Raw genomic sequence first — 275 nt, forward strand, 5'->3', positions numbered from 1 at the left:
CATGGGCACAGAGCATGCGCATAGAAGTATTTAATTTTGATAATCAATTTTTACTGGCAATTTTACCACCGGGTGCCTTTTTAGGGCTTGGGCTACTTATTGCTGCAAAAAACGTAATTGACGCACAAATAAAATCAAAACAAGTTGCACCGCCAGAGGCTGAAAAAGGCCCTCGAGCACGTGTTACTAGCTTAACTTAAGGGGAAAACGTATTAGAGCAACAATTAGCACTAATACGTTTTAAGTTGCATGAATAAAGAAAAACGTCACCAAAT

Annotated in this window: 1 pseudogene; it reads left to right on the plus strand. The window is 38.9% G+C overall.

Annotated features, from left to right (window positions below):
• Positions 1-200 (plus strand): annotated as a pseudogene (locus tag AAEY83_RS14830) (hypothetical protein); the annotation flags it as partial.
• Between the last annotated feature and the right edge of the window lie 75 nt (positions 201-275).

This window comes from Psychrobacter sp. TB20-MNA-CIBAN-0197 (genome assembly GCF_040309765.1).
In the GTDB taxonomy this organism is placed as follows: domain Bacteria; phylum Pseudomonadota; class Gammaproteobacteria; order Pseudomonadales; family Moraxellaceae; genus Psychrobacter; species Psychrobacter submarinus.